Source organism: Halorubrum marinum, from assembly GCF_048381195.1.
Taxonomy (GTDB): Archaea; Halobacteriota; Halobacteria; order Halobacteriales; family Haloferacaceae; genus Halorubrum.
Genome location: NZ_JBLWMM010000003.1, coordinates 18,977 through 40,167 on the forward strand (window position 1 = coordinate 18,977; position 21,191 = coordinate 40,167).

General features: G+C 64.9%; 17 protein-coding genes. 9 read left to right on the plus strand and 8 right to left on the minus strand.

What is annotated here, in order from left to right:
* Positions 1-26 precede the first annotated feature (26 nt).
* Entirely contained in the window at positions 27-1,937 is a 1,911-nt protein-coding gene (locus ACNSN4_RS03930) for an ATP-binding protein (protein ID WP_418284477.1), read from the minus strand.
* Positions 1,938-2,066: 129 nt separating this feature from the next.
* Here ACNSN4_RS03930 and alaS point away from each other — a divergent pair, with 129 nt between their 5' ends.
* From alaS to citZ, 6 genes are all read left to right on the plus strand, one after another.
* Positions 2,067-4,847, plus strand: a complete 2,781-nt coding sequence (gene alaS / locus ACNSN4_RS03935) for an alanine--tRNA ligase (protein WP_418284478.1) — start codon at positions 2,067-2,069, stop codon at positions 4,845-4,847.
* Positions 4,848-4,865: 18 nt separating this feature from the next.
* Entirely contained in the window at positions 4,866-5,672 is an 807-nt protein-coding gene (locus ACNSN4_RS03940; RefSeq protein ID WP_418284479.1) for an alpha/beta fold hydrolase, read from the plus strand.
* 117 nt (positions 5,673-5,789) lie between these two features.
* A complete protein-coding gene (locus tag ACNSN4_RS03945) occupies positions 5,790-6,503 on the plus strand; it encodes a type 1 glutamine amidotransferase (protein WP_418284480.1) in 714 nt (237 codons plus the stop codon).
* Positions 6,504-6,643: 140 nt separating this feature from the next.
* Complete coding sequence (locus ACNSN4_RS03950; RefSeq protein WP_418284481.1) at positions 6,644-7,189, plus strand: DUF2062 domain-containing protein; 546 nt, start codon at positions 6,644-6,646, stop codon at positions 7,187-7,189.
* 94 nt (positions 7,190-7,283) lie between these two features.
* Positions 7,284-9,170 (plus strand): PINc/VapC family ATPase, encoded by a 1,887-nt coding sequence (locus ACNSN4_RS03955; protein WP_418284482.1) that lies wholly within the window; start codon positions 7,284-7,286, stop codon positions 9,168-9,170.
* A gap of 131 nt (positions 9,171-9,301) precedes the next feature.
* Positions 9,302-10,450, plus strand: coding sequence for a citrate synthase (gene citZ / locus ACNSN4_RS03960; protein WP_418284483.1), 1,149 nt, complete (start codon positions 9,302-9,304; stop codon positions 10,448-10,450).
* 30 nt (positions 10,451-10,480) lie between these two features.
* Here citZ and ACNSN4_RS03965 read toward each other — a convergent pair whose 3' ends face one another.
* The 3 genes from ACNSN4_RS03965 to ACNSN4_RS03975 form a co-directional block, all read right to left on the minus strand.
* A complete protein-coding gene (locus ACNSN4_RS03965) occupies positions 10,481-11,716 on the minus strand; it encodes a digeranylgeranylglycerophospholipid reductase (protein ID WP_418284484.1) in 1,236 nt (411 codons plus the stop codon).
* Positions 11,717-11,884: 168 nt separating this feature from the next.
* Positions 11,885-12,748 (minus strand): 2-oxoacid:ferredoxin oxidoreductase subunit beta, encoded by an 864-nt coding sequence (locus ACNSN4_RS03970; protein WP_418284485.1) that lies wholly within the window; start codon positions 12,746-12,748, stop codon positions 11,885-11,887.
* Positions 12,749-12,751: 3 nt separating this feature from the next.
* Complete coding sequence (locus ACNSN4_RS03975; RefSeq protein WP_418284486.1) at positions 12,752-14,509, minus strand: 2-oxoacid:acceptor oxidoreductase subunit alpha; 1,758 nt, start codon at positions 14,507-14,509, stop codon at positions 12,752-12,754.
* A gap of 300 nt (positions 14,510-14,809) precedes the next feature.
* Here ACNSN4_RS03975 and ACNSN4_RS03980 point away from each other — a divergent pair, with 300 nt between their 5' ends.
* A complete protein-coding gene (locus ACNSN4_RS03980; RefSeq protein WP_418284487.1) occupies positions 14,810-15,454 on the plus strand; it encodes a ferredoxin--NADP reductase in 645 nt (214 codons plus the stop codon).
* A gap of 329 nt (positions 15,455-15,783) precedes the next feature.
* On the opposite strand, the gene ACNSN4_RS03985 is transcribed toward ACNSN4_RS03980, so the two are convergent.
* Both ACNSN4_RS03985 and ACNSN4_RS03990 read right to left on the minus strand, forming a co-directional pair.
* On the minus strand, positions 15,784-16,272 hold the full coding sequence (locus ACNSN4_RS03985) for a PaaI family thioesterase (RefSeq protein WP_418284488.1): 489 nt from the start codon (positions 16,270-16,272) through the stop codon (positions 15,784-15,786).
* Positions 16,269-17,426, minus strand: a complete 1,158-nt coding sequence (locus tag ACNSN4_RS03990) for a pyridoxal phosphate-dependent aminotransferase (RefSeq protein ID WP_418284489.1) — start codon at positions 17,424-17,426, stop codon at positions 16,269-16,271. Before ACNSN4_RS03990 ends, ACNSN4_RS03985 begins: the two co-directional genes overlap by 4 nt.
* A gap of 120 nt (positions 17,427-17,546) precedes the next feature.
* Between ACNSN4_RS03990 and ACNSN4_RS03995 the strand changes: the two genes are divergently transcribed.
* The gene (locus tag ACNSN4_RS03995; protein ID WP_418284490.1) at positions 17,547-18,059 is read left to right on the plus strand and encodes a metal-dependent hydrolase; all 513 of its coding nucleotides are present in this window, start codon (positions 17,547-17,549) and stop codon (positions 18,057-18,059) included.
* Positions 18,060-18,842: 783 nt separating this feature from the next.
* On the opposite strand, the gene ACNSN4_RS04000 is transcribed toward ACNSN4_RS03995, so the two are convergent.
* Positions 18,843-19,250, minus strand: coding sequence for a nuclear transport factor 2 family protein (locus ACNSN4_RS04000; protein WP_418284491.1), 408 nt, complete (start codon positions 19,248-19,250; stop codon positions 18,843-18,845).
* Positions 19,251-19,627: 377 nt separating this feature from the next.
* Positions 19,628-20,029, minus strand: a complete 402-nt coding sequence (locus ACNSN4_RS04005; RefSeq protein WP_418284492.1) for a hypothetical protein — start codon at positions 20,027-20,029, stop codon at positions 19,628-19,630.
* Between the two features lie 199 nt (positions 20,030-20,228).
* Here ACNSN4_RS04005 and ACNSN4_RS04010 point away from each other — a divergent pair, with 199 nt between their 5' ends.
* Complete coding sequence (locus ACNSN4_RS04010; protein WP_418284493.1) at positions 20,229-21,026, plus strand: TrmB family transcriptional regulator; 798 nt, start codon at positions 20,229-20,231, stop codon at positions 21,024-21,026.
* Positions 21,027-21,191 lie beyond the last annotated feature (165 nt).

Below are 21,191 nucleotides of genomic sequence, written 5' to 3' on the forward strand. Positions count from 1 at the left end.
GCCGACTCGCGGGCGATACGACGCACTCAGTCCGTCCGGAACTCGAACCGGGCACCGCCGCTGTCGGCGGTCAACGCGCGGACTTCCCAGCCGTGGGCCTCGGCGATCTGTTCGGTGATCGCGAGCCCGAGCCCCGTTCCCGCTTCGTCGGTGGTGAACCCGTTCTCGAACACGCGGTCGATGGCGCCTTCGGAAAAGCCGGTCCCGTCGTCCTCGATGTAAAACCCGGTTCCGGGGTCGTCGCCGCGGAACGTCACCTCACCGACGCGGACTGTGATCGGGTCTGTCTCGGAGTTTTCGTCACCACGAAAGACGGCGTCGCCGTCTCTCGAACGACCGTGTTCCACGCTGTCGCCGGACTCCGTCCGGCCGCTAGTCGAACCGTGGTCCACGCTGTTCCGAAACACGTTCTCCAGCAGCTCTCTGGTCCGCGCCGGGTTCGCGTCGAGCGTGACGTCTCCCGAGACGATCAGCTCGGCGTCTCCCGTGTCGACGGTCTCCCACGCGTCCCGTGCGAGCGTTCCGAGTGAGACTGGCTCCGTTTCGCCGACCGCTCTGCCCTGACGAGCCAGCGAGAGCAGGTCCTCGACCAGTTCGTCCATGCGATCTATCGCTTCGCCTGCCTTCGCGAGATGGGCCATCTCGCCCGTCTCCCGCGCGAGTTCGACGTATCCCTCGGCGACGGAGAGCGGATTCCGAAGGTCGTGCGAAACGATGCTCGCGAACTCGTCGAGCCGCTCGTTCTGTCGGCGGAGCGTCGACTCCCGCTCCCTGCGCTCCGTCACGTCCGTGTAAATCGCGTACCCGGAGACGTTCTCGGCGTCGAGCCGGATCGGGACCACGTGGAGGATGAAGTGTCGCGGGCCGTCGACGGTCTCGCGGGTCACCTCGCGGCGGACGTTCTCGCCGCGCCGCAGGCGCTCGTTCAGGTCGGCGGCCTCCCGCTCGGCGTCGGCGGTCGCGGGAACGATGTAGTCGTCGACGGACTCGCCGACGACGGTCTCGGCGTCGTACCCGAACGTCTCCTCGAAGGCGTCGTTCACGCGGTGGACGATCGGTTCCTCGTCGACGAAGTCGTACGCGACGGCGGGGTCCGGGATGTTCGCGAACAGCGCGAGCAGGTGGTCGCGCTCGGCCCGCAGCGCCTCGTTGGTTCGGATGCGGTCGAGCGTCTCCTCGACGTGCGACGCGAGCAGGTCCGCGAGTCGCCGGTCGGACTCGTCGAACGCGTCGGGGTCGGTCGACACCAACTGAAGGACGGTGTCGTCGCCGACGGGAACGGTGAGCGATCGGTCGTACGGGCTCTCCGCGGTCGCGCTCGGCGCGACGACCGACTCGCCCGTTTCGACGACGGTTCCGGCCGCGCCCTCGCCGACGCGGACGCGGTTGCACTCGCCGACCGGGACGGCGGCCGACGCCGCGACGGGCTCGACCCACTCCCCGGTGCGAACACCGACGAGACAGTGATACGAGGGGAACACCTCGTCGGCAACGGCTATCGCGGCTTGGTGGGCTTCCGATACGGTTCTGACGGACGCGAGCCGCGTGGTTCCCGCGTTGAGCCGTTCGATTCGCGAGGGCGACCGAGAGGGCGGCTCTCGCACGCAGTCACGCTCCTCGCGGCTCGCGAGCCAGCGGACGGTCGCGTCGAGATCCGTTGGTGAGGTCGCGATCGCATCGACGGACGGATCCGTCGCGACCGCCTCCGTTGTGTCCTCGACGAACGCGACCACCGGGCTGCTCCACGACTCCTCGCGGAGCCGGTCAAGGTCACTCTCGTCGACGACGACCACGGCATCGACCGCTGCGAGGGACTCGTCGGCGACGTCGGTGGGGGCGACGGTTCGCGACGACAGCGACTCCGGGAGATCTCCCGTGAGCGTCGACGGGTCGGCGAGGATGAGAGCCGTCGGGTCCTCGCTCGACGCGGAGTTCACGATATCGTCATCTCGCCCGCGCCGAGTATAAATATTCCTGCCGACTGTTCTCGATCGCCGAATTGGCTCCGGGAGCGGTCGGGAACCACCCCGGAACCCTTTTGGACGAACACGGGCCACGTTCGTGTAATGAGCGATCTCGAAGCGGAGTACCGTCTCGACTACTTCGAGGAGGAGGGCTTCGATCGGAAGGAGTGTTCCTCCTGCGGGGCGCACTTCTGGACCCGAGACCCGGACCGCGAACTGTGCGGCGAGCCGCCGTGTGAGGACTACAGCTTCATCGACGACCCGGGCTTTCCCGAGCCGTACTCGCTGTCGGAGATGCGTGAGGCGTTCCTCTCCTTCTTCGAGGCGCACGGCCACGAACGGATCGACCCGTACCCGGTCGCGGCGAACCGATGGCGCGACGACGTCCTCTTAACGCAGGCGTCTATCTACGACTTCCAGCCGCTCGTCACCTCGGGACAGACGCCGCCCCCGGCGAACCCCCTCACGATCTCACAGCCCTGCATCCGGATGCAGGACATCGACAACGTCGGCAAGACGGGGCGGCACACGATGGCGTTCGAGATGATGGCGCACCACGCGTTCAACACGCGAGAGGAGGTGGACGAGGACGAGTACGCCTACCACGGCGAGGTGTACTGGAAAGACGAGACCGTGGCGTACTGCGACGAGCTGTTCGAGAGCCTCGGGGCGGACCTCGAAGAGATCACCTACATCGAGGACCCGTGGGTCGGCGGCGGAAACGCCGGTCCCGCTATCGAAGTCATTTATAAGGGAGCCGAGCTGGCGACGCTCGTCTTCATGTGCATGGAGCAGGACCCGGACGGCGAGTACGAGATGAAGGACGGCAACACGTACTCGTTCATGGACACGTACATCGTCGACACCGGCTACGGGTTGGAGCGATGGACGTGGATGAGCCAGGGGACCGCGACCGTGTACGAGGCCGTCTACCCCGACGCGATCGACTTCCTGAAGGAAAACGCGGGAATCGAGCACACCGAGGAGGAACAGCGCCTCGTCCACCGTGCAGCGAAGCTCTCCGGGCGACTCGACATCGACGACGTCGACGACGTGGAGGCCGCTCGCGGCGAGATCGCCGATCGACTCGACGTCGACGTGGACCGCCTGCGCGAGCTGGTCGAGCCGCTCGAATCGATCTACGCGATCGCCGACCACTCGCGGACGCTCGCGTACATGTTCGGCGACGGAATCGTTCCCTCGAACGTCGGCACGGGCTACCTCGCGCGGATGGTGCTCCGACGGACGAAGCGGCTCGTCGACGAGGTCGACGTCGACGCGCCGCTCGACGAGCTGGTCGACATGCAGGCCGAGCGACTCGGATACCGGAACCGCGACACGATCCGCGAGATCGTTCGCACGGAGGAGCGGAAGTACCGCAAGACGCTGGAGCGCGGCTCGCGAAAGGTGGAGTCGCTCGCCGACGAGTACGCCGGCACCGGCGATCCGATCCCGACCGATGCCCTGCTCGAACTGTACGACTCCCACGGGATCCAGCCGGACATGGTCGCGGATATCGCGGCCGACCGCGGCGCCGAGGTGGACGTCCCCGACGACTTCTACGCGCTCGTCGCCGACCGCCACGAGGAGGCCGATGCCGCCGAACACGACAGCGACCGCGACGAACGGCTCGGCGACCTCCCCGAGACGGAGAAGCTGTACTACGACGACCAGGGCCGCACGGAGTTCGAGGCGGTCGTCCTCGACGTGCTCGACCGCGAAGAGGGGTACGACGTCGTCTTAGACCAGACGATGTTCTACCCGGAGGGCGGCGGTCAGCCGGCGGACAGGGGACAGCTGACCGTCGGCGAGACGACGGTCGACGTCGTCGATGTGCAGGAGGAAGACGGAGTCGTGCTTCACCGAACCGACGCGGACCCCGGCAAGGGAGAGTTCGTCCGCGGCCAGGTCGACGGCGACCGGCGCGATCGGTTGCGCGCACACCACACCGCGACCCACCTTATCGGGCACGCGGCTCGCGAGGTACTCGGCGATCACGTCCGACAGGCGGGCGCACAGAAGGGGATCGACTCCTCGCGGCTCGACATCCGCCACTACGACCGTATCTCCCGGGAGCAGGTGAAAGCGATCGAGCGCGTCGCCAACGAGCTCGTCCGCGACGACGTGTCGGTCCGACAGGAGTGGCCCGACCGCAACGAGGCGGAGGCCGAACACGGGTTCGACCTGTACCAGGGCGGCGTCCCGCCGGGAACCAATATTCGCCTGATCCACGTGGGCGACGCCGACGTACAGGCGTGTGCCGGCACCCACGTCGACCGCACGGGCTCGATCGGCGCCGTGAAAGTGCTGAAAACCGAGCCGGTGCAGGACGGCGTCGAGCGGATCGTGTTCGCCGCGGGCGAGGCGGCGATCGAGGCGACCCAGCGGACGGAGGACGCGCTGTACGACGCCGCGAGCGTGCTCGACGTCGACCCCCTCGACGTGCCCGAGACCGCAGAGCGGTTCTTCGAGGAGTGGAAGGCCCGAGGAAAGGAGATCGAGAAGTTAAAAGAGGATCTCGCGACCGCCCGCGCGTCCGGCGGCGCGGACGCCGAAGAGGTCGACATCGGGGGGGCGGTTGCGGTGATCCAGCGGCTCGACGGAGACGCCGACGAGCTACGCGCCACCGCGAACGCCCACGTCGACGACGGAAAGGTCGCGGTCGTCGGCAGCGGCGCCGACGGCTCCGCGAGCTTCGTCGTCGGCGTTCCCGACGGGGTGGACGTGAACGCCGGGCAGGTGGTCTCGGACCTCGCCGCGCGCGTCGGCGGCGGCGGCGGCGGGCCGCCGGACTTCGCGCAGGGCGGCGGTCCCGACGCGGACCGGCTCGATGACGCCTTGGCTGCCGCGCCCGAGATCCTCCGCAGCCTGCAAGAGGCGTAACTCGCCCACTGATCAGCCATGCCGTACGCGAACAACGCAGGCGTCGAGATCCGGTACGAGGTGGACGCACCGAACGCCGGCGCCCCCGACGAGGCGGTCGTGTTCTGCGGCGACGTAGGACTCGGCGCGTGGCAGTTCGGCTGGCAACACGCCGCGCTCGCTGGCCCGCACACGGTCATCACCCCAGAGACGCGAGGAATCGGCGAGTCGGATACGCCGCCCGGGCCGTACACGGTCGAGGGGCTCGCAAGCGACGTCGACGCCGTCTGCGCGGCCGAGGGCGTTCGGAACGCGCACCTCGTCGGCTACGGGCTCGGGGGGATGGTCGCGCTCGCGTACGCGCTCGGGTCCTCGCGGCCAGCGAGCCTGACGGTCATCGGCACTCCGGCGGCCGGTGACAGCTACAACCCCGCCGGCGTGTGGGCCGACCCGTCGTCGCCCGCAGCCGTGGAGGGGTCGCTGACCGGGCTGCTATCGGAATCGTTCCGCGAGGTACACCCGGACGTGATCTCGCGGATCGTCGAGTGGCGGCTCGGCGAAGACGGGGACCGCGAGACGTGTAAGGCACACTGCGCGGCGATCGAGGAATTCGACGTCTCGGGCCGACTGTACGAGATCACGACGCCGACGCTCGTCGTCCACGGCACCGAGGACACGGCGTGTCCGCGCTCCGCGGCGGTGTCGCTCGCCGAGGGACTCCCTCGGGGAGCGCTCCACGCGATCGAGGACGCGCGCCATCTCGTCGGCGTAGAGGCGTCCGCCGCGGTCAACGACGCGATCGTCGGATGGCTCGCCGAGCACGCGAGCGACTCGCTTACGGAATGATCGTCGAGTGATCCGCCGAGGAGAGTCCGCGGGTCGTGCGGGGACACCGCTCTCTGACGCCGGTACCGCTTCGCGCCGTCGCAACCGTTTTGTCTCGGTCGCGCCTCGTACGCGATAATGACTCGTCTCCGCTTCGCTCTGTTAAACGCCGCCCACGAGGGCGCGAACACCCGGCGGAACTTCCGTCGGGAGCTCGACGCCGACCTCGTCGAGTTCGACGTCACCGACGGCCACCTGCCCGACCACACCGACTTCGACGGCGTGATCGTCACCGGCTCGCGCTCGTCCGTCTACTGGGACGAGGCGTGGATTCCCCCGCTCGTCGACTACGTGGCCGACGCGGCCGAAGACGACCTGCCCGTTCTCGGCGTCTGTTACGGCCACCAGGTGCTCGCGGAGGCGCTCGGTGGGCGCGTCGCCGGAATGGACGGCTTCGAGATCGGGTACAACGAGATCCGGCATCGCGGCGGCGACGAGCTGTTCGACGGGGTCGACGAGTCGTTCACGGCGTTCACCACGCACGGCGACACGGTCGTCGAACTCCCGCCGAACGCGACGCCGCTCGCCGAGAACGAACACGGGGTCCACGCGTTCCGTGACGGCCACTGCTGGGGCGTCCAGTTCCACCCGGAGTACGACACCGAGACGGCTCGCGAGGTCGCCGACGGGAAACGAGAGCAACTCAACGACGCACGCGTGGACGCCGTCCTCGATTCGATCACTCCGGAGGCGTACGCGGCCGCCTGCGAGGCGAAGGCGCTGTTCGACAACTTCACCGCCTACGCGCGCCGAGTGCGGGCCGACCGCGATGTCGTCGTTGCGGACGACTGATATCGACCGCGTTCTTGATAGGAGCGCTGCTGAAGCGGAGGCTCCTCACGTGAGCGCTCCCGAGGTGCTCCCCTGAGTGCTCTCGGGGGAGGTCGTCGGCTCCGACAGCTACTTTCCCCCCTAGTCCATACCAACGCTTGATGGTTTTGTCTCGGGTGCAAGCGGTGTTCGACCGGGCAAAATCGGAGATTCACCGCTCGTTCACCGAAGAGTACACTCCGAGACAGACCGCGGGTAGTTTCTCGCTCGGAGTGTTCATCACGATGCTCCCGACGCTCGGCACCGGACTGATCCTCTTCGTGGTCCTCGCGTGGGCGATTAACCGAATCAACCGCATCGCGCTGTTCGCCTCTGTGATCGTGTTTAATCCGGTCGTGAAGTGGGGCGTGTACGGCACCAGCTTCGCGCTCGGAACGACGATTCTCGGTCCCGTTCCCGGCGTGACGCGTTCGGCCGTGTCGCTGTCGGCCGGATCCGACATCGTCGTCCGGCTGCTGGTCGGGAACCTGATCCTCGCAGTCCTCGCCACGGTTATCGCGTACCTCGCCGCGTTCCGGCTCGTTTCGGCGTACGAGCACGACGCGCTCCCGGTGGTCGGTGGCGTCACAGACCTTCTCGGCTCCGACGACGGCAACGCGACCCCCGACGGCGAGTCCGTCGAGTGCGCCGACGGCGGCGAGCGCTGACCGGCGCGCCGCGGTCGACGCACGAACAGATCGGTATCGACGGTGGGTGGTCACGGTCGAACACGCTTATACGGTTCCCGCCCGGAACCACCGTATGAACGTAGTACCGGACACCAGTGCGGTCGTCGACGGCCGCGTGTCCGAACGCGTCGAGGACGGCTCTTACGAGGGCGTGACGGTGATCGTCCCCGAGGCCGTCGTCGGTGAGCTGGAGTCGCAGGCCAACGACGGTCTCGAATCGGGCTGGGACGGACTGGGCGAGCTCAAACGGCTCGCCGACTACGCCGACGACGGGGCGATCGAACTGCGGTACGTCGGCAAGCGCGCCAGCGGCGACGCCCGGTCGCACGCCCACGAGGGCGACGTCGACGCGCTGATCCGCGACCTCGCCGCCGACCACGAAGCGACGCTGCTCTCCAGCGACATCGTACAGGCGGAGGTCGCCCGCGCGAAGGGGATCGACGTCGAGTACGTCGAGCCCGTCGCTCGGGGCGTCGTCGACGAGCTCCCGATCCAGCACTTCTTCACCGACGAGACGATGTCGGTCCACCTCAAGACGGGCACGAAGCCGAAGGCGAAACGCGGATCGCTCGGTGAGATGCGGTACGTCGCCATCGACGAGGAACTGACCGACGAAGAGCAGATGCGCGAGTGGGCGACGTCGATCGTCGACCTCGCGCGCCAGTCGAACGAGGGGTTCATCGAGCTCTCCGGCGACGGGATGGACATCGTCCAGTTCCGGAACTACCGGATCGCCGTCGCGCGCCCGCCGTTCGCGGACGGGATCGAGATCACGGCCGTTCGCCCGATCGCGAAGACGACCCTCGACGACTACGAGTTCGCCGACGAACTGCGAGAGCGGTTCCTCGAACGGAAGCGGGGAGTGCTCATCTCCGGCTCGCCCGGGGCTGGCAAGTCGACGTTCGCACAGGCGGTCGCGGAGTTCCTCAACGACAACGACTACGCGGTCAAGACGATGGAGAAGCCGCGCGACCTCCAGGTCGGGCCGGAGATCACCCAGTACGGTGCGCTCGGCGGGGAGATGGAGAACACCGCCGACTCCCTGCTCTTAGTACGGCCCGACTACACCATCTACGACGAGGTGCGCAAGACGAACGACTTCGAGGTGTTCTCGGACATGCGGATGGCCGGCGTCGGGATGGTCGGCGTCGTCCACGCGTCGCGGGCGATCGACGCGCTCCAGCGGCTCGTCGGTCGCGTCGAACTCGGCATGATCCCGCAGATCGTCGACACGGTCGTGTACATCGAGGCCGGCGAGGTCCACACGGTGTACGACGTGACGACGGAGGTGAAGGTCCCGGCCGGGCTCACCGCCGAGGACCTCGCGCGCCCCGTCATTCAAGTGTCCAACTTCGAGACGGGTCGCCCCGAGTACGAGATCTACACGTTCAACCGGCAGGTCGTCACGGTGCCGCTTGACGAGGACGACGAAGAAAGCGAGACCGGCGTCGGCCGCATCGCGAAACAGGAGATCGAACGCGAGATCCGGTCGGTCGCGCACGGGCACGTCGACGTCGCCCTCGAAGGCAACGATCGGGCGGTCGTGTACGTATCGGAGGGTGACATCGGCACTGTCATCGGGAAGGGCGGCGGGCGGATCAGCGATATCGAGAGTCGGCTGGGGATCGAGATCGACGTCCGCACGCACGACGAGAAGCCGGGTGAGCGCGACAGCGGCTCGGGCGGCACCGGTCGCGGATCGAACGGACAGGGCGGCGGTCAGGTCGGCGAGGAGCGCGGGACTGCCGTCCAGCCCGAGATCACCTCACGGCACGTCGTCCTCGACGTCGACGGCGGCGTCGGCGAGACGGTCGAGGTGCGTGCGGACGGCGAGTACCTCTTTACCGCCACCGTCGGACGCGGCGGTGAGGTACAGGTGTCGCGCGGCTCCGCGATCGCGGAGGAACTGGAGGACGCGATCGATCGGAAACGGACAGTGACCGTCGTCCCGGCTCGGTAAGGGGGCGCTTCCGCAGCGGCCGACGCTTCGGACTCGACCGCCGTCGTTCGACTTCACGCAATTCGACGATCGTCGTGTCCTATTCCTCCTGAAAGATAACGCTTTTTTGGCGGTGGTCGGAATCTCCGTGCATGTCAGACGAGTTAAAGCGTGGGCTCGAGGGTGTCCTCGTCGCGGAGTCGGAGCTGAGCCACGTCGACGGTGAGGCTGGCAGGCTCGTGTACCGTGGATACGACATCGAAGAGCTCGCGCGTGGCGCGAGCTACGAGGAGGTGCTGTACCTCCTGTGGCACGGGTCACTGCCGACGCGCGAGGAACTCGACTCCTTCGCCGCGGAGCTCGCCACGGAGCGTGACGTCGACGACGACGTCCTCGAGACGGTTCGGATGCTCGCCGACGCGGGAGAAGAGCCGATGGCTGCGCTCCGGACTGCGGTTTCGATGCTCTCAGCGTACGAGCTCGAGCCCGATTCGGACCCGGCCGACCTCGAGGCGACGCTTCGGAAGGGGCGTCGGATCACGGCGAAGATCCCGACGGTTCTCGCCGCGTTCGAGCGCGCCCGCCAGGGAGAGGAGCCGGTTGCTCCCGACGGTGACCTCTCGCACGCTGCCAACTTCCTCTATATGCTCACGGGGACAGTTCCGGACGACGTGAGCGAAGAGACGTTCGACATGGCGTTGACACTGCACGCCGACCACGGGCTCAACGCCTCCACGTTCACCTCGATAGTTATCGGCTCGACGATGGCGGACGTCTACTCCGGTGTCACCGGCGGGATCGGGGCGCTCTCCGGTTCGCTACACGGTGGCGCGAACCAGGACGTGATGGAGTTGCTGTACGAGGTCGACGAGTCCGAGAAGGACCCCGTTCAGTGGGTGAAAGACGCCCGCGCGGACGGTCGGCGAATCCCCGGGTTCGGTCACCGCGTGTACAAGGTGAAAGACCCGCGCGCGCGCATCCTCGAAGAGAAGCTCCGCGATCTCTCGGAATCGTCCGGCGACACGAAGTGGCTCGACTACACGACCGCGATCGAAACGTATCTCACCGACCAAGGGCTCGTCGAGAAGGGAATCGCACCGAACGTCGACTTCTACTCCGGTTCGGTCTACGACTCGATGGGAATCCCGCTCGACATGTACACGCCCATCTTCGCGATGAGCCGCGCGGGCGGTTGGATCGCACACATGGTGGAGTACCAGGAAAACAACCGACTCATCCGTCCGCGTGCACGCTACACCGGACCCGAGACTGCCGAGTTCGTTCCGATAGACGAGCGGTAGGCAGTCTCGGGAGCGGCGTCGCTTGGTGTTCTACGAACTCAACCGCTCTCGGGCGAACTTCGCGAGCAGCGGGAGGTCGTCGAGGTGGATCAGCTTCGCCATCGCGGCCTTATCGCCGTGGTTCACCTCCTCTAAGGTGTCGTTGTCAGTCTGCCGGAGATCGCGCATCAGCCGGTCGTACCGATCGTTCGGGGCGAGGTATAGCAACCGTGTGAGCATCAGCCGAGAACGCATTCGTGGTGCGACATCACGATGCCACAGGTCCTCGTATATCGAGAGGCTCTCGGCGTCGACTCGCCGCTTCGAGTCCGTGAGACACCGATCGATGGTGGCGGCCGCAGCGCGAGCGGACTTCATCCCTTTGTGAATTCCTTCGCCCCACAGCGGATCGATGGTGGGAACCGTATCGCCGATCGCGAGGAATCGATCGGTGTGCATCTCATCCGGCATCTGGATGTGTGCGGACCCGCGGTGAACCTTTCCGTTGATCTGTTCGGCGTCGGCGAATCGAGGGTCTCGTTCGATCCACTCGTTGAGGTAACCGTCTACCGTTTGTCCCTCTTTGGCGAACTCTCGGTGCCGATCGTTTTGGATGTAGCAGATCCCCACCTTCGCGGTGTCTTCACCCGTCGCGAAGATCCACGAGTAGCCGCCCGGAGCGATGTCGTGATCGAGTCGTAACATCATGGCCCGACGGAGGTCGGCGTACTCCGGATGGTTCATCTCGACCCCCTTCATCTCGTACTCGATGCCGATCGCTTGGTTCTCTCGTTCGAGGTCGACCACGTCGAGCGCGCTCGCGATGGGCGCGGCTGGCCCGGTCGCGTCCACGACGATGTCCGCGTAGATCTCCTCGTCGCCGTTGTACTGGACGCCTTCGATGACGCCGTCGTCGTCGAGAATCGGCCGTGAGACCCGGGCGTCGAACCGATACTCGGCACCGTTCTCGCGGCCGTCCGCCACGAGGAACCGCTTGAACTCCGCGAACTCCAACACGGCGCCCGGCTGGTAGCTCTCGTAGTAGTTGTTCGGTGACTCCAACACGACGTCGTCGGTGTACGACATGACCACGTCGTCGGGGATGCCGAACGCCGACATCATCGACGGGAACGTCCCGGCCGTCGACTTGTTGCTTTGGCGGGGGAAGTCGGCCTCCGGTTCCGTTTCGAGAACGACGACGTCGTAGTCGCGCGTCGCCAGGTCGCGGGCGCACTGAGCGCCGGCCGGTCCGGCACCCGCAACCACGACGTCGTAGCGATCAACCATATACTCGCTAATACGGACCCATGTAATTAGGCTTGCTGAAACTCGTCGGGAACCCCTCGCGAGACCGCTTCGTCGACCGATTTTGGCGGTTTTCCGAGGTCGGAATATTACTGCTCGACTCGCGTAGAACCGGCAGTTCCCGGTGAGAAAATTCCCGCGTCGGCCCGTTCAGTAGAACTCGCGAACGAGGTCCGTCGCGCTCTCGGGCGCGCCGTCCGGGATGACGGACATATCCTCGTCGACGCCGTGCTGTTCGTGGTACGGTACGGAGTCCTCGTTCTGGTAGATGACGCCCTGGTACTCCTGCTCGGAGTTGAGGATGGCGTCCTTCGCGTCCTCGCGGTCGGTCGGATCGTGGTCGGTCTCTTTCAGGTCGACCAGCGAGTCGCGGAAGTAATCGTACGTGTCCACGTCGTTGAACGTGACGCAGGGGGAGTAGACGTTCACGAAGCCGAATCCGTCGTGTTCGACCGCCTTCTGGATGATCTCCTGATGCCGGAGCGCGTCGGAGGAGAACGACTGCGCGATAAAGGTCGCGCCCGACGCCAGCGCCAGCGCGTGCGGGTTGACGGGGGGCTGCTTGGGCCCGTCGGGGCTCGTCGACGTCTCGAAGTCCTCGCGCGAGGTGGGCGACGCCTGTCCCTTCGTCAGCCCGTAGATCCGGTTGTCCATCACGACGTACGTCATGTCGACGTTCCGCCGGACGGCGTGGACGAAGTGGCCTGCGCCGATGGAGTAGCCGTCACCGTCGCCGCCGGCGACCATCACTTCGATGTCCGGTCGCGCCATCTTGACGCCGGTCCCGACGGGGAGTGCGCGCCCGTGGACACCGTGAAGCGCGTAGCTGTGCATGTAGGTGCCGATCTTGCCGGAACAGCCGATCCCGGCGACGACGAACGTGTTGTCGGGATCGTTGCCCGTCTCGGCGAGGGCCTTCATCATCCCGTTCATCGTGCCGAAGTCGCCACAGCCCGGGCACCAGGTCGGTTGCTTGTCGGATTTGAAGTCGGTGAATCGAATGTCTGAGCTCATTGGTTACGCCTCCACCCCCGTCGCGAGGGTCGCCTTGATATCGTCTGCGAGTTCGTCGGCCTTGAATCGCACGCCGGTGTACTTGTTTATCCGCTCGACGCGCTCCAAGACGTCGTGTTCGACGAGGTTCGCGAACTGTCCCCGTTCGTTACACTCGACGACGATCACGTCGTCGGCCGCCTGCACGTCCTCGGTGAGGTCCGGGCGCGGGAAGATGTACGGCACCGACAGGACGCGAACGGTGATGTCGTCTTCGGCGAGGAGCTCGACCGCCTCGGCGATCGCTCCCTCGTTCGACCCCCACGAGATCACGAGCGTGTCGGCGTCTTCGTCGCCGAACTCGCGCGGGCTCCAGTCTTCTCGGTCGCGGGCGGTCTCGACCTTCCGATTGCGCTTGTCGACCTGCGCGACGCGCATCTCGGTGTCCTCGGTCCGTCGGCCCTGCTCGTCGTGTTCGAGGCCGGTCGACATGTGCGCGCCGTCCGCCGTGCCGGGGAACGCGCGCGGTGAGATCCCGTCGTCGGTGATCTCGTGCGGCTGGAAGCCGCCGGACTCGCTCATGTGGCCGTCGATGTCGGCCTCGTCGACGACGAAGCCGCGGTCGATCTCCACCTCGTCCATGTCGAAGGTCTCCGGGGAGAACGTCTGCTCGGTGACCGCCATCGAGAGGTCGGCGGTGAGATAGACGGGGATCTGGTACTTCTCGGCGAGGTTGAACGCCTCGACGGTCTTCCAGAAGCACTCGTCGATCGTCGTCGGTGCGAGCACGAAGCGGGGGATTTCACCGTGCCCGCCGTACAGCATGTGGTTCAGGTCGCCCTGCTCCTGTTTCGTCGGCATTCCGGTTGACGGACCGGAGCGCATCACGTTACAGATGACGAGCGGGGTTTCGCTCGTCGCGATGAGCCCGAACGTCTCCGTCATCAGGTCGATTCCGGGTCCGGAGGTCGCGGTCATCGACCGCGCGCCCCCGCGAGCGGCACCGAGCGCCATGTTGATCGCGGACAGCTCGTCTTCCGCCTGCACGACGTGGCCGCCGTAGCGTTCGATCCGGCCGGTGAGGTACGTCATCACGTCGGTCGCGGGCGTGATCGGGTATCCGGCGTAGAAGCGGCACCCGGCCGCGATAGCGCCCATCCCGATCGCCTCGTCGCCGTTGAGGAGGACGTAGTCCTCGTCCGTGGTCTCCAGGTCGTAGTCGAACTCGTGGTCGAACTCCTCGGCGACGTACGACTGGCCCGCGCGGGCCGCCTCCTTGTTGTTGTCGACGAGCTTCTGTCCCTTGTCCGAGAAGCGCTTTTCGAGGGCCGAGTCGAGGTTCTCGATGGGGAAATCGGCCACTTCACAGGCCGCGCCGAGGGCGACGACGTTCCGCATAATCGCGCCGCCAGCCTCCTCGGCGAGGCGCTTGAGCGGCACGTCGATGCCGATCATCTCGTCGGGAATTTCGACGTTCTGCATCGTCGTGCGCTCCCCGTCGTAGATGATCACGGAGCCCTCGTGAAGCTCGTCGAGGTTCTCCTCGATGGTTCGGGGGGTCAACGCGATGAGCACGTCGAGCCGGTCCACGACGCTCTGTACCTTGTCGACGGAGGTTCGCACCTTGTAGGCGGTGTAGCCGCCGCGGATTCGCGAGGCGAAGTCCTTCGACGTAAACACGTGTCGACCCGCGCGGGAGAGCGCTTGCGCGAAGATCTTTCCCGTCGAGTCGATGCCGTCGCCGGCTTCTCCGCCGACGGCCCAGTTGAAGTCCGCTGCCATGCTATGCCGACGCTTTCGCCGGACTCATCAAAAGACTTCTGGAAGGAGTCACCGACGTGTTTTTGGACGTTTGTTTGCGGTCTCGCGAATATTGTCACTTATTAGGGGTAGTATCTGCTCACATGGCGAATACACTGGACGAACGTTTTCCACATTCCGCACGATCGACCCGCTCTGTCGCAGGGTATTTCGACGTTCGTCGAACCAATTGCTCCGGCTTCGCCACGTCATCTCCGCGGCGACACAGGCAGCGTCGTCGCCGACGGGAACACGTTTGTGTCCGCCGCTCGGATCGTATTTATGGAGACGACAGTCACGGTCAGCGCGGTCGAGGAAGTCGGCCGCAACACGTACGCGCTCACGTTTCGCGCCCCGGACGAATTCGCCGCCGAGCCCGGGCAGTTCGTCAAACTCGGCACGGAGATCGACGGCGAGTCCGTCGCCCGTTTTTATACCCTTTCGTCGCCGACGGTCGGCGAGACGTTCGAGGTCACGGTCGGGATCGACCCCGAGGAGGGCGGCGAGTTCTCGGCGTTCCTCGCCGACGTCTCGACCGGCACGGAGATGACGCTCTCCGGCCCCTTCGGCGACCAGCACTACGACGGGGAGCCGCGCGCGGTGGTCGTCGCGGGCGGGCCGGGCGTCGGCCCCGCGGTCGCCATCGCGGAGCGCGCGCTCGACGACGGCGCGGAGGCCGCGATCGTCTACCGCGACGACGACGTGTCGCACGCCGAGCGGCTGGACGCGCTGGAGGCTCGTGGTGCCGCGGTCCGCCTCCTCGACGAAGCCGAGGCGCTGGACGGGGCGGTCGCCGAGGCGCTGACGGGGGTCGAGGGCGAGACGGTCTTCGTGTACGGCTTCGCCGACCTCGTCGCCGACGCCGAGGCCGCGGTCGAGGCCGCCGGCGGCGACGCCGACGCCGCGAAGGTCGAGAACTTCGGCTAAACGTAGTTTCGGACCTTTCAAGCGATTACTTATAAATCGTCGACGCTGGGTCGATGAAGAGCGCCTCCAAAGCCCCAGCCGGGAGGCGCGCGTTTGAATCCCACCCCGCACAACACCGCCCCGCACAACACCGCCCCGCACAACACTGCCCCGCACAACACCGCCCCGCACCTCACGCCTCCCCAGCCTCGTCGGACCGGCGCGTCGCGCCGGTCCGGCTCCAGCGAGGGACCGAAGGTCTCTCTGGCAGTCGGGCTTAGCCCGACGACCTCGCACGCGCTCCTCGCGGCCTATCGGCCACTCGGAGGCGTGCGCCGACTGCGAGTCCGTCACTCCCCCTGATCGATGTCCCACGGCGCGTCGTCCGGGAGGTCGCTCGTCTTATACACGCCCCTGCCGACGGCGACCTCTCGGCCCTCGCGGTCGGGCCGCTCGCCGTCGGCACTCAAGTACTCGTCCGCGTCGCTCGCAGGCTGGACGACCGCCACGTCGACGACGGCGGTCTCGCCGCCTTCCCGGACGGCCTCGGCGGTCGCGACGAGGTCGTCGGTCGCGGGCGAGAGGTAGTCGATCCGGAAGTCGATCGTCGGCGTCGGAAATCCCACGAGCGACGTCGCGGCCGCGCCAGCGATGCTGTCGGCCAGCGAAAAGGCGACGCCGCCCTGCCCGATGGCCTGCTGCCGATTCGAGGAGTGCTTCTCACCGAAACGCAGACACCCGACGGCTCGCCCGTCCGCGGCCTCCGTCACCTCGATGTCGAGGAGGTCGCGAAACGGGCTCCGGTTGAAGTACGCGAGGATAGGCTCCTCGTCGCTCATCGCGACTCGCTCTCGGCGTCCGGATCCCGGGCCGTCGAGTCGCCTGCACCCTCACCGCCGAAGTAGTCGGCGAGCCGCTCGGCGGCCTCGACCGCTCGCGGCGTCACGAGCGCGAACCGGATCCAGTCGCCCCGGGCGGTGCCGAACGCGTTGCCGGGCATCCCCGCGACGCCCGCCTCGTCGATCAGCCGCTTCACGTTTTCCATGGTGCCGGGGAACCCGTCGAACCGCGCGAGCACGTAAAACGCGCCGTCCGGACGGCTGTACTCCGCGCCCGCGGCGTCGAGCGCGTCGGTGAACGCGTCGACCCGGTCGGCCAGCAGCTCGCGGGCTTCGGCGTAGTACTCCGGCGGCGTCTCGGCGAGCGCGTGGTGGACCGCGTACTGCGACGGCCGCGGGCCCGCGACGTTCACGAGCATGTGCCTCGCCTTCGCTCTGAACACGTGCTCGTCGGGAAACAGTCCGTAGCCGACCCGGAACCCCGTAATCGCCATCGACTTGGAAAACCCGCTCGTGACGATCACCCGGTCCGAGTCGAGCGTCAACGCGGACTCGAACGAGCCCGTCAGATCGAAGTGGTCGTACACCTCGTCGACGACGACGAGCGCGTCGACCGCTTCCGCGATCGAGAGGACCTCCCGAACCGCGTCGAGGTCGTAGATCGCGCCGGTCGGATTGTTCGGCGTGTTGAGCGCGATGAGTGCGGTGTCGTCGCTCGCGGCCTCGCGGATCGCCGCCACGTCGAGCCCGCCGTCGTACGCCGTCGGCACGAGCGTCGCCTCGCCGCCGAGCATGCTCACCTTACCGGGGTAGTACGGGTAGACGGGATCCATGAGCAACGCCTCGTCGCCCGCGTCGCGCTCGAACGCGCGCGCCATCGCGAGGTAGTTCGCCTCCCCCGTCCCGTTCGTGATGACGACGCGGTCGACGTCGACGTTTCGTCGCTCGGCGATCGCCTCGCGGAGCTCCAGCAGCCCCTCACTCGGCGGGTACTGGAACGAGTCGGACGGGAGATCGGCGTACTCTCGGAGCGACTCACGGAGTGCGACCGGCGGCTCCCAGTCGGGATTACCGCTCACCATGTCGATGACGTCACCGTCCGCCGCCCCCGCGTACTCCATAACGTGGAAGAACTTCGGCTCCTCGTACTCCATACCGACGGCTCGGGGCCGGGCTCCGTGGCTCTTTCGACCGCGGCTGGCGGCGTATTCGAACGAGGCCGCCGGCCGTCACCGATTCGGTGCTTTCACTTACGGCCCCGGCAACCCCGTCGTATGAACAAACGGGGTCACGTTCTCAACGCGCTGCTGCTCGCGCTCGGACTCGGGGTCATCATCGAGCCGAGCCTCAATCTCGAGACGGTGCGAACCACGGCACAGATCACGGTCCCGATCGTGCTGGGGGCGCTGTTTCCCGACGTCGACACGGCCTTCGGTCGCCACCGAAAGACGCTCCACAGCCTCCCGGTGCTCGGGGTCTTCCTCGCGTACCCGATCCTGTTCGGCAACCTCCAGTACGTCTGGATCGGCGTGTTGACTCATTACCTCCTCGACGTGGTCGGGAGCCGCCGCGGGATCGCTCTCTTTCACCCGTTCTCCGACAAGGAGTACGGCATGCCGACCGGCGTCACGACGAGCAGCAAGTACGCGGACCTCGTCACCGTGATCATCACCGCCCTGGAACTCGTCGTCTTCTGGGCGATCCACACCTACGTGATCACGCTCGATCTCGACGTCGCCGCCGCCACTCGGGCGGCGAGCGACGCGGCCGCGGGCCTCGGGATCTGAGTCGCTTCGGGTCGTCGCTCGTCGAGATCTGGATCGGTCAGCACCGTCCTTACCGAACTCCTCACTTGGCGACAGAAACCGATCCGATTCCGGTCAATACGGGGGATTGGCTCCGTTGAAATCCTATTCATCAGCCAATTTTCATCTGAAACAACCGGTCGCTGAAAACTGCAAACCGAACATGAGCGGCAACCGCTATTACCACAAGAGTCCTTCCTCAAAATATCAATAGAAGTTTGTACATAATGACAAAGTGTGGTCTATGCCCTCCGAAATTCATGGCTATACAACCAAAACAAAGCTACTTCATCTGATTTTCTGGACAGCTGTTCTTTCTGCGTTTATAAGCGCGTCACTGGGATACAACTTCCTAGTCACTGTGATCCTCGCCGTCATTGGTGGATCGATTGTAGCTGGTGTGGTCTTCCTAGCGATCACCTACGAGTAAACGCATCTCTGTACTGATCGATCCGATCTGGCCGAATCGGAAACAATTCTGTGTGAGATACGCGCCCTGCATCTTGCAACGTGAACGGCACGTTATCTCGAACTGATAGGATTCTCTGCGGTCAACTCGCACGCTTTGTCTACCGGCTGTTTCAGGAAGGATATGTCTGTATGATAGACTTTCAACAGAGCCGGGAGATTCACATACCGACGTGGAACACCGACCGACCCACATTGCGTCAGAAACCGCGTGCGAGATACAGGGTATGTCTGCCTCAGTTCGGACCGAGGTGACAGACGCGATTCGCGTGGAGAGTCAACAGATGAACGTCTCGTTTACGCGTCGAGCGCGGCGTTGAATAGCGCGGTGTCAGCGTAAGACCTCCACTGAACGATCTTCCCGTCTTTGAGATCAAAGACGTGTGCATTCGGGTATGTGACTGACTTCCCTGACTTGCGATACGTCCCACTCCACGTGTGAAGCAGGACCACGGTCTCACCACTGGCGACGTATCGCTCTGGATCGACCGAAACGTCCTCCCACTCGGTTCCGACCCTGGAAAAGACGTTCTCGACAATTTCGTCGAACCCGTGGTGCGTCCCGCCGCCAGCGATTCCCTTTGGTTCGTGCAACTCCACGTCGGGATCCATGAGGCCTCGGATAGCCTCGAAATCGCCCTCAGCGAACCGATCGTACAGTTCTTTCACTCTCTCGATGTTGGTTTTCTCTGTCTCTCCCGGCATATGGATCACGTTGTATACGATAGCTGAGAACATAGCGTCATAGGCTGCCACGCTACCATGGATAGTAACCAGATGGCTTGTGGGGGAATTGCCAGAGATCAACGCGCGATAATCAAGGCAGGTCGGACAGGCCAGCAATCCCGGAGAGCCCCTTCACCAGCTCTCCCCTCATTTGTGACGGGAACCTCCGGAGAAACATCGGTGCTCGATATGCGTTTTGTATGCAGCAGTGCCGTTTCGAGCTACTCAGCGTTTGTCAGTAAAACCATGACCGATACAGAGCGCGAGTTCAGCACCACGGTTCTGCCTGTTCCTATCTTGAAGGAGAGGAACTACCCCTCAATGAGCCTGCTTGTCGACTAGACAGCCTTCAAAATTCAGTTCGCCCGCACGATGATCGCCTGCGGGGACTCCGGGTCAAATAGAATATCTGCCCTCGCTGCAGGCGCTCCGCCACCGCCTTCGACAGGCCACGCGAACTGCCAATCGCTCCACTGAGCTCTCTCATCGACAGAGACGCTTAATCCTCCCGGGACGCCATCAAAGGGGATTGTGTCGCTGGCTGTCTCCGCTTCGACCTCAACCTCTTCAACATGGAAGAAATCAATTTCACTTTCTCCGATCCGGATACGAACCGTTCTGGCACTGTCGGAGTAATTGTATACGCGGATTGAATACTCTCGTTCGTCACCCGATCCCAATCCAAGCGACGTACATCCAGCGATCGCCGCGCCAACGACTGTGCCACTCCCACAGAGGAATTGCCTTCGTGAGACCATGTGTTGTCACATCTATAGTTATTTAGTAAAATTAGGCTTTGTTGAAATCCTCTACGGCTAATACTGCTAACTCATCCGCGGTCAGTACAAGTTACGCATCATCCAGTGTGGGATACCCAAATCCGGCACGGGGCTCCCGGAAACCACTGAGAGTGAACTATCTCTCCCCTTTTTCCGATATCGGCCCCTACGAGGGAGTATGGCGGAAAAGTCGACCGAACAACTCGAGTACGAGTGTGCCAATTTGCTCAAAGAGTTAGGCTTCAGCGAGTACGAAGCCTACACGTTCGTCTATCTCCTCCAACTCGGGACTGGCACCGCAAAGGACGTCGCAGAGATCGGCGACGTGCCTCGCACCCGCGTCTACGACGCGGTTGATGCCCTTCACGAAGCTGGATTAGTCGATATCCAACACCGGTCACGCAAGAAATTCACGCCGGTGTCACGAGAGAGCGCACTCCGCAAACTTGACCTCCAACGTGAGAACACCATCACCGAGTTGAGCGAACTGTTTGAACATCTCGAACCCGCCAGCCGTCAGCCCGAGGAGTTCGGAGTATGGACGGTCACGGGTCATGAGGCCGTCACCAGTCGTCTCCTCGAATTTATCGACGACGCTGACGACGAAGTCATCTACATGACAGTTGACGAACTCCTTACTGACGACCACCTCGACCATCTAGAGGCGGCTGAAGAGCGTGGCGTCGATATCTATCTCGCGGGCCTTTCCGAGTCCGTTCAGGCCGAGATTCAGGAGCGGATTCCCTCGGCTAAACTCTTTGAGACGCTGTGGGCGTGGGGCGATGAGGGAGCTGGAAGCCTGCTTATCACCGACAAGCGAACTGCCCTCGTGAGTGTCATCAGCGACCAAGACCCGACGGATCGTATCCACGAGATGGGAATTTGGGGGACAGGCAAGCGCAACAGCCTCGTTGTGGTGTTGCGAGCTATCTTCACTTGGCGACTCGACACCCTTTCGCCCGAATCCGATCAATAGCCTCCTTCAGCGAACGGCTGTTTCATTCGATACTGTGTCTGAACAAGAGATTTCAACAGAGCCTCAACTCGTTATGAAGGGTAACATTTGCACGTGACCGACCACTCGTGCAAGACTCGCGCGTTGTAGCTCGCACGGCTCCCGGAACACCCGCTCGAACTGGCA